This window comes from Oscillibacter valericigenes (assembly GCF_021531435.1).
GTDB lineage: Bacteria > Bacillota > Clostridia > Oscillospirales > Oscillospiraceae > Oscillibacter > Oscillibacter valericigenes_B.
This window is the reverse complement of record NZ_JAFBIS010000080.1, coordinates 1-601: the sequence shown is the minus strand read 5'-3', so window position 1 is coordinate 601 and position 601 is coordinate 1. Positions and strand designations below refer to the sequence as shown.

The 601-nt window shown below is 56.7% G+C and carries 1 protein-coding gene; it reads right to left on the bottom strand.

Features of this window, described 5'->3' with window-relative positions:
• Nucleotides 1-129: 129 nt before the first annotated feature.
• Complete coding sequence (locus tag JQM68_RS13635; RefSeq protein ID WP_235223564.1) at nucleotides 130-528, bottom strand: VOC family protein; 399 nt, start codon at nucleotides 526-528, stop codon at nucleotides 130-132.
• Nucleotides 529-601: the final 73 nt, after the last annotated feature.

Sequence of the window (601 nt, the reverse complement as noted above, 5' to 3'; positions counted from 1 at the left end):
CTGCTTTTCATAGCGCGTCAGCGCGTCGGAGTCTGCATGAGACGGCATCTGCGCTCTTTGCGCAGATGGGCGACGCTTTAAGCGGCGCCTTTCCAATAAAAAGTATCTGCTTTTTATTGGAAAATAGTATTACAGCATTTGCAGCAGCTCGATCTGCTCGCCGGAGGGACCGGTGAAGAACCAGTTCTGCAAACCGCCGAACAGGTCCGGCAGGACTTTTTTCTCCGGCGTCATAAAGGTGTCGATGCCAAGGGCTTTCAGCTCCGCTGCGGCGGCGTCCAGGTCGTCCACATACACCGCGAAATGGGGGACGTTGCCCTCGGTCAGCGGCATGGGCGTGGGGGACTGGATCAGCTCCAGGGTGAAGCCGCCGAAGGACACCAGCGCCAGCAGTTTATCGCCGTCCGGCGTGGGGATGGACGAGCGCTGTTGGAGGGCGCCGCCGATCTTTTCATAGAAGGCGATGCTCTCGTCCATGTTCTTTGTATAAACGGCGATGTGCCCAAGGCCCTGATAATGTTCTTTCATCCGTATAATCCGCCTTTCTGCGAAAGGCACCGACGGGGTTATGAAACCCGTGTGCTTTCGCCGGTAAAACTTG